The 7,287-nt window shown below is 32.2% G+C and carries 8 protein-coding genes; 3 read left to right on the forward strand and 5 right to left on the reverse strand.

Going from position 1 to position 7,287, the window contains the following annotated elements; all coding sequences use genetic code 11:
* The first annotated feature begins 143 nt into the window (after positions 1–143).
* The 3 genes from DRF58_RS17500 (at position 144) to DRF58_RS17510 (ending at position 2,116) form a co-directional block, all read left to right on the forward strand.
* Entirely contained in the window at positions 144–617 is a 474-nt protein-coding gene (locus DRF58_RS17500) for a helix-turn-helix domain-containing protein (protein WP_185144553.1), read from the forward strand.
* Between the two features lie 90 nt (positions 618–707).
* Positions 708–1,316 carry a DUF417 family protein gene (locus DRF58_RS17505; protein WP_116037205.1) on the forward strand — a complete coding sequence of 203 codons (609 nt, stop codon included), beginning with the start codon at positions 708–710 and terminating at the stop codon, positions 1,314–1,316.
* 179 nt (positions 1,317–1,495) lie between these two features.
* Positions 1,496–2,116 carry a hypothetical protein gene (locus tag DRF58_RS17510; protein ID WP_116037207.1) on the forward strand — a complete coding sequence of 207 codons (621 nt, stop codon included), beginning with the start codon at positions 1,496–1,498 and terminating at the stop codon, positions 2,114–2,116.
* Positions 2,117–2,833: 717 nt separating this feature from the next.
* Here DRF58_RS17510 and DRF58_RS17515 read toward each other — a convergent pair.
* The 5 genes from DRF58_RS17515 to DRF58_RS17535 all read right to left on the reverse strand — a co-directional run bounded on the left by DRF58_RS17515 (position 2,834) and on the right by DRF58_RS17535 (position 7,113).
* Positions 2,834–4,312 carry a lipopolysaccharide biosynthesis protein gene (locus DRF58_RS17515; RefSeq protein WP_116037215.1) on the reverse strand — a complete coding sequence of 493 codons (1,479 nt, stop codon included), beginning with the start codon at positions 4,310–4,312 and terminating at the stop codon, positions 2,834–2,836.
* 82 nt (positions 4,313–4,394) lie between these two features.
* A complete protein-coding gene (locus DRF58_RS17520; RefSeq protein ID WP_116037209.1) occupies positions 4,395–5,192 on the reverse strand; it encodes an FkbM family methyltransferase in 798 nt (265 codons plus the stop codon).
* 218 nt (positions 5,193–5,410) lie between these two features.
* Positions 5,411–6,142, reverse strand: coding sequence for a DUF3575 domain-containing protein (locus DRF58_RS17525; protein ID WP_116037210.1), 732 nt, complete (start codon positions 6,140–6,142; stop codon positions 5,411–5,413).
* A gap of 126 nt (positions 6,143–6,268) precedes the next feature.
* Entirely contained in the window at positions 6,269–6,478 is a 210-nt protein-coding gene (locus tag DRF58_RS17530; RefSeq protein WP_116037212.1) for a hypothetical protein, read from the reverse strand.
* A gap of 161 nt (positions 6,479–6,639) precedes the next feature.
* Positions 6,640–7,113: a hypothetical protein gene (locus tag DRF58_RS17535; protein ID WP_116037214.1), complete on the reverse strand. Its 474-nt coding sequence runs from the start codon at positions 7,111–7,113 to the stop codon at positions 6,640–6,642.
* Positions 7,114–7,287 lie beyond the last annotated feature (174 nt).

A 7,287-nucleotide genomic window follows, 5' to 3' on the forward strand; every position in this document is an offset into this window, starting at 1 on the left:
TTATCTATAAGCTAAACCGAAGATATTTTGGTGACAAACTCTTCGAAAGGCTCATTATTGCTAATATTACAGCGATATGAGTAAAAACGGATATACATATAAATAAAGCATATTTTGATGAAATAAGTGATACTATTGATAAAATGAAAAAAGAATCAAGAAATGAAATAGAAAGCCCTTTTACAAATTCTATAATAAAATCCTATTTACAATTAATCTTATCCATTTCCAGTAAAGAAAAATCAAAATATCTTACAAACATAAAGCCTGATGAAATTCCGAATGAAGATCTTGTGCTTTTTCAAGGTTTATTAGAAAAACATTATAAAACCGAAAGAAGTGTAGCATTTTACGCTTCATCTTTTTATCTTTCAACAGATGCGTTTAGTAAAAAAATCAAAAAGCAATTTTCAAAAACCCCTTCGCAACTTATTCAAGAACGTGTTATTTTAGAAGCTAAAAAATTGCTTCATCTTACTTATAAATCAATAAAAGAAATAGCACAGGAATTGAATTTTGAAGACGAATTCTATTTTAGTAGATATTTCAAGAAAATTGTAGGTATTTCGCCAAGTTTGTATCGTAAAAATGTTGGAATTTCAATAGTAGCTAAATAGTCTATGTATTTACCTTATTTGTCTATTCTAATTGCATCCAAAGGCTTTTACATTTGCTAAAATCTTTAATAATAGTTTAAAATTTAGAAAATGAAAAGTCTAGCGTTATTTTTAGCTTCACAACAATCAAATTTCATCAACCTTATCCGCATCTCAATTTTCATTGTTATGGCATGGATAGGTGGGTTAAAAGTTTATCAATATGAAGCAGATGGTATAGTTCCTTTTGTGACGAATAGTCCGTTGATGAACTTTTTTTACAATAATTCAGTTAATGTTACTTTAAACGAAAAGGGGGAAAAAGTAGCTGAGTATACTTTACACAAAAACCCAGAAGGTAAAGTTGTGCAAAAGAATATAGATTGGCATAAAGAAAATGGAACCTACCTGTTTTCTTACGGATTAGGAACTGTAATTTGTGTAATTGGGTTACTTGTTCTTTTAGGCATTTGGTTTCCTAAAATTGGGTTGATAGGTGGTTTATTAACTTTTGGAATGTCTTTAGTAACACTGTCCTTTCTTATAACAACTCCAGAAGTCTATGTTCCAAACTTAGGAGGCGATTTTCCAACTCCGCAATTTGGTTTTCCATATCTTTCGGGAGCAGGTCGATTAGTATTGAAAGATATTATTATGTTGGCTGGAGGATTAATCATTGCATCAGATAGTTCAAGAAAATTAATAAAAAACTACAGTTAACAAAGGTAACCGTTGCACAACTCGCTTTTTCTGAAAAACTAAAAATAAATGACCTCTTTTAAAGCAATTTAAGAGAGGTTTTTTGTTTTTCATACTTAAAATTAATACAAACTATTTATAAAAACCAATATTTTGGTGCATTGGAAAGAAATTTGCTCCAATTTTTGCAAATCATACTTATGAGAGTTGTGTATTTTGTATTTACATTTTTATTATTAACGTCTTGTGCTACAAAAAAGTACACGAAAGCCAACCTCCTACCCGATGGTCTAAAATCTGCAACTGAAGAAGTTTATGAAACGTCCAACAACCAGAAAAAGCTTCTCCATAAAAAGGAAATGACTTTTACTAAGAATGGTCGTATCAAATATTCAAAAACGTTTGATTCTAATGGAAAACTTTTGCAGGAAACGGAAAAGAAATTGTGGTTTACGGTAGAACGATATCCCGACAAAGATTCTTATTACTGCAAAACACGATGGAAACCTAATCAACGCGAGCGCATCAGCTGTTACACCAAGAAGCAATATAAACAAAACGAAAGCATCTATCATTACAACAAAAATGGAAGTATTGATAAAATCGCAGATAACTTTGAGACTTTCAATACGAGACAATTTCATTATTCTGACAATGAACTTTCTAAGATTGTGATTACAGGAAAAGACAACAAAACGATTGATGAATTGTCAATTAATTGCATAGAAAGAGACGAGAAAGGAACTTGCCTGAAACAGACTAGAATTTCTAATAAAAATGGTGAGAAACAAGAGATTCTTATTTCCCCGAGATATTATTAGAATTTAGAGCCTGTTTAAAAAAATATAAAACCACAAACTCACATAAGAAAAATCAAAAAAGAAAATCTTTCAAAGAGCAAAAAAGCTAACTTATGAAGCCATTAACCTTATTTGAACTTTTGATAATCTTAAGGAAAATTAAAACCACAAAAGTCACATAAGAAAAATCAAAAAAAAAATCTTTCAAAGAACAAAAAAGCTAACTTTTGAAGCCATTATCCTTATTTGAACTTTTGATAATCTTAAGGAAAATTTAAACCACAAACTCACATAAGAAAAATCAAAAAAGAAAATCTTTCAAAGAACAAAAAAGCTAACTTTTGAAGCCATTATCCTTATTTGAACTTTTGATAATCTTAAGGAAAATTTAAACCACAAAAGTCACATAAGAAAAATCAAAAAAAAAATCTTTCAAAGAACAAAAAAGCTAACTTTTGAAGCCATTATCCTTATTTGAACTTTTGATAATCTTAAGGAAAATTAAAACCACAAAGTCACATAAGAAAAATCAAAAAAGAAAATCTTTCAAAGAGCAAAAAAGCTAACTTATGAAGCCATTAACCTAATTTGAACTTTTGATAATCTTAAGGAAAATTTAAACCACAAAAGTCACATAAGAGCACATTAGTTTTGAAAATCTTCGATTTTTGAATTACAATAAACTTAAAATCATATTAGTCTCGTTTAATCTTAAGTGACTAAATTGTTTATATAACTTTAAAATTTGAACAAACTCTTGATAAAAGCCTTGTTAAGATACTTGTCCAACGGATAGATTTTCAGGAAATAATTCCCAATGAAAAGCAACCCCAAAACTACCGCTGGTTTGTAGAATAGATTAAGGATATTGAGTTTGAAATCTGGAAGAAACATTGCAACATTGATAGAAATACAACCCAAAATCATGGCGTAAATCATCTCTATCCCCAAAGGAAAAACCTTGAATTTGATATAATTGAAAATGATTTTGATGAGATTAAATAAAGACAAAGAAATAGCATAAGCAATCGCAATTCCTAAGATTCCCAAATCTGTATGTTTTAGGAAAATCATATTGGTTGTGATAGTCAAAACTGCCAAAATCAACATCACCACAATATTGAATTTGTAATATTTGGAAAGCGAAATAATGTGTCCGTTGAAACCTGTCGCCAAATCGAACAACATTGCAAATCCAAGAACCCAAACCACAGGCTCGGATGAACGCAAGTCTTCTCCATTCTTCATAAAGTCTGCCAAATAAGGAAATCCTACAACTATACAACAAAACAAAACCAATCCAAGGAAAAACAAACTGAGCGATGTTTTCTTATGAAATCTGTCTAATTCTTTATGACTTCCGGAAGCTAATTCTTTATTAATAATTGGCGCAGAAATGTTGAAAAGCCCCATTTGAGGGACTGTTATCAAGGAAATAATGGCGTAGATGTTACTATAAATCCCATTTTCGTGGAAATTAATAAACTCCCCAATCATCAGGTTGTCAATATTAATCGCAATATAATTTCCGATATTTCCTAAAAAACCGAACAAACTGTAAGTAAAAATCTCGCGGTAAAAGTTATCTTTTTTGAAATAATCCAGTCCAAAATCTGGTTTGATTTTCTCCAGTCTGTTTGTGTAATAGCCGTAACCAACAAGCGAAATCACAAACATCAAAAAGAAAAATCCATAAGCCATTTTATCCGCAAAACCCAAAAAGAAAAACAGACAGAATGCGCCAATATTGGCTATTTTAGGCACAAAATTTTCGAAGATATTAGGAACTACGATTCTTTTATAATTGGTCAAAAACTTATTAAAAACCGAAGATAGAGCCAAGACCAACACCATTGGCAGAATCAGGAGTTTCATTTCCCATAGTTTGGAAGTCTGCAATTGTGGGAATAGGAAATTAATCAAAAAATATGCACTTACGAAAATCAAAAAATTAATGACAACTGCCAGCAATGACAACGACAACATATTATGATGTTTCCCATCTGCATTGACTCTACTGAAGAATTTGACATTGGAAAAACTGAGCCCGAAAACTACAATCGGCACCATAATCTCGGCCGTCGGCAAGATGTAACGGAGCTTTCCGTAAAACTCCATATCATAAGGAAAAATAAATATAGAAGAAAATGTTCCCAGCAAAAAGCCAAGATAACCGATTATCGAATATTTTACACCTTGTCTTGCTACGACGCTCATAGATTGGTTGTTAGTTGATTGTTGTTGGTTGATTGTTGTTGGTTTGTTAGGCTGAGGCTCTCGAAGCCTTTTAAAATTAAATTTATATAACCCTAATTCTTGGCACAAATATGATATTATTAATGTAATCTTTGTAATTCTTCACATTATCCGGATTCTGTTGGTTCAGGAATTCTTCTGTCAAGATTTTCGGTTTCAAAGTTTCTCTATCCAGATAATTGACCGAATAGCCCCAATCTGCAATTTCTGAAATCAAAGTCCAAAGATTTTCTTTGTGATGGCGCTGTTCCATCTCAACCATCAGAATTGGTTGGTATTTTTCGATTGTTTTTTTGGCACCTCGCAGGGTTTGCATCTCATTTCCTTCGACATCAATTTTGATAAAATCTAGGTTTTTGAGGTTGATATTTAATTCATCCAAAGGTTTGACTTCAACTTTCTGAAGAATGGTTTTCTCTTCATTTTTTTCTTTAATCGAAGTCTGCAAAGTTCCTCTTGTATGAACTTTTTCTCCATTAATGACAGGAATTTTGAATTCTGCTGTCGTGGAAATATCTGACAACGCCACAGAAAATAGATTGACTTTAGGAAATATCCGTTTCAGTCTTTTGAATAATTGTTGGTTGGGTTCGAAAGCGAAGATATTTTCTGGTTTCAGATGATTTTCTAAAGTGTAAAGATAAGCGCCAACATTGGCTCCAATATCCACAAAAACAGAATCTTTTGCCAAAACTTCTTTAATCCAAAGAAACTCTGGTTCTACTTTTCTTTCCAAAAGATTATGAGCAGTAAGACCTTTCAGTTTTTTGAAAAATCTGCTTTTGTAATAAGACGGGGAAATGTACTGGAGATTCTCTGCCAGCTTACTATAAACTCTCATCGATTTTTGTCATAAAGAAAAGAACGACAAAGAAAAGGCATTTATTTTACAAATCATAAAGTTTTGTTAAACAATACATTTTAAACACAAAGCGCACGAAGTTTTTTTTCCTGTATTGAAAATATTTTAAGGTTCGCAAGGCCGCTTTCGCTCAGCAAATGATAAAATAAAACCTGCCGAGAAATGGCAGGTTTTGGAAGAGGAAAATTAGACATAATTTAAAATCTATACCCAAATGATAAACCCGAACGTAGACCAGCCCAAGGACCATCAATCTTAACACGAACATCTTTTGAATCAGCTTCAACTTCATATTTTACAATAGGAATTTCAAAACTATTAATATCATCTAGAATTGCTTTTTGATCTTCCGGAGAAAGATTAGCGCCCGATCTTGTATTACCATTTATATTACCTGACGAAAAACCATAATGTCCACCTACAATCCACCAATCTAGCACCCAGTTTTTCTTTTTCCCAAAGTACCATTGTGCACCCATCATAAGACCGAAACTATTTGCAGATATATCACCTGCCATATCAAGTGTAATATCTCTCTCCATATCGTTGGAATCTACATAGGAAAAGTTGTAAACCATATTATCCATTTTAAACTTTGTGTAGCGATAATAGGGTGCAAAATAAAAACCGCTATTATAGTTTTCACCCAAGTATATTCTCGGTTCAATAGTAAAAGACATCAAGGACATTTCTATATTTTTAAATTCGTCATCCACATCATCTTCAAAGTATTTTTTGATTAAGGGAATATCTCCTTTTGTAATAGAAGACAATCCAAGACTGATTGTAAATGTTTTGTTTAAGGATCTTTCGTAAGTCAAATTTAGATTACGAAAAGCATAAGCGGTAAGATTGGTTTTAATAATATTCTTACCTTGTGCTGTAAGCAGACCTGAAGCCAGGATTAGAAAAATTTTGATAGTTTTCATATTTTTTAATTTTTTTAGTTTTATAATTTAACAAACTACCCAGACTTCTTGGGAGAAATCTGAAGCAGTTTTGTTTTGGTCTTGGAAACGATAGCTGTTGGACATTCTATTTATCTTTTTCTTCTATTAATCTTCATTGAGATACCATTTTGTAAGATCATTAGGATGAGAGCGGTCTAGATAGAATTTTAAGGCATTGGTAAGTGCAGGACAAACCACAGGTTTTTGTAATCCCGAACTGGTATAGATACCTGCACAAGTATCACAAATCTCCATTACACCTAGGATATTGCCATTCTTTTTAAAAAAACCAGCAGATATCTGGGCTTGTAGCAACCTGCAACTTTGGATTCTTTGCAAAGCTCTTGCTCATAGAGAACATACTGCAAACTCTCTCTAAAGTTCTTGGCTAGCGGATTAAGCTCTAATATCTTGTTCTCTGGGCCCACTCTCTCAACTCTCAAACCCTAAAACTCAATCATACCAACTGCCGAGTTCTATTTCGTAGCCTGCTTTTCAAACGCTTTTTGGAAGGCTTCTCCAAAGTGTTTGTTGTGTTTTTGGAAACGGATGCCTGTGAAGAACATATTATATACGCCGTTATACTCTGGCTTGGCATTGCTTTTCCCGATATATTTCCTATTAATCTTAACAGCGGATTCTTCTGTATCTAGGATGATATTGATGTCTTTTCCAATTGCTGTGATTTTGTTTAATGAGACTTCCTGCTCTTCTATATAATGTCCGTTTTCCCCTTTATATTCTAGTTCAACTTTCAATATATCGCCAAGAATAGTGTAAGGTTTCACAATTCTGATGGTATCACCGAAATGATTGTACTCTGTTTTGATTTCTAAGTCGTTCTTTAGATGACCATTAAGAAGCTTGACAATCTCTGAAGTTTGTGAAAACACCGATGCAGAAAAGAAAACAAAAGCCAAGAATAGGCTTCTTGAGAAATGAGCTTCCATAGTTATGAATTTAAGCAAATATAAATCCTACATAAAATACAAGTGAATCCGTCTCACAACAAAATTTGAGGCGGATTTTTTTGTTATAAAAGTTTTTCAATATTTTAAGAAAAAGTGAAAAGTTGTCCTCTTCAGGCAACTTTCTTTCTTAAATTGTGTGCTAAAGCGTGTAAT

The sequence above is a fragment of the Epilithonimonas hispanica genome (genome assembly GCF_003385395.1).
In the GTDB taxonomy this organism is placed as follows: Bacteria; Bacteroidota; Bacteroidia; order Flavobacteriales; family Weeksellaceae; genus Epilithonimonas; species Epilithonimonas hispanica.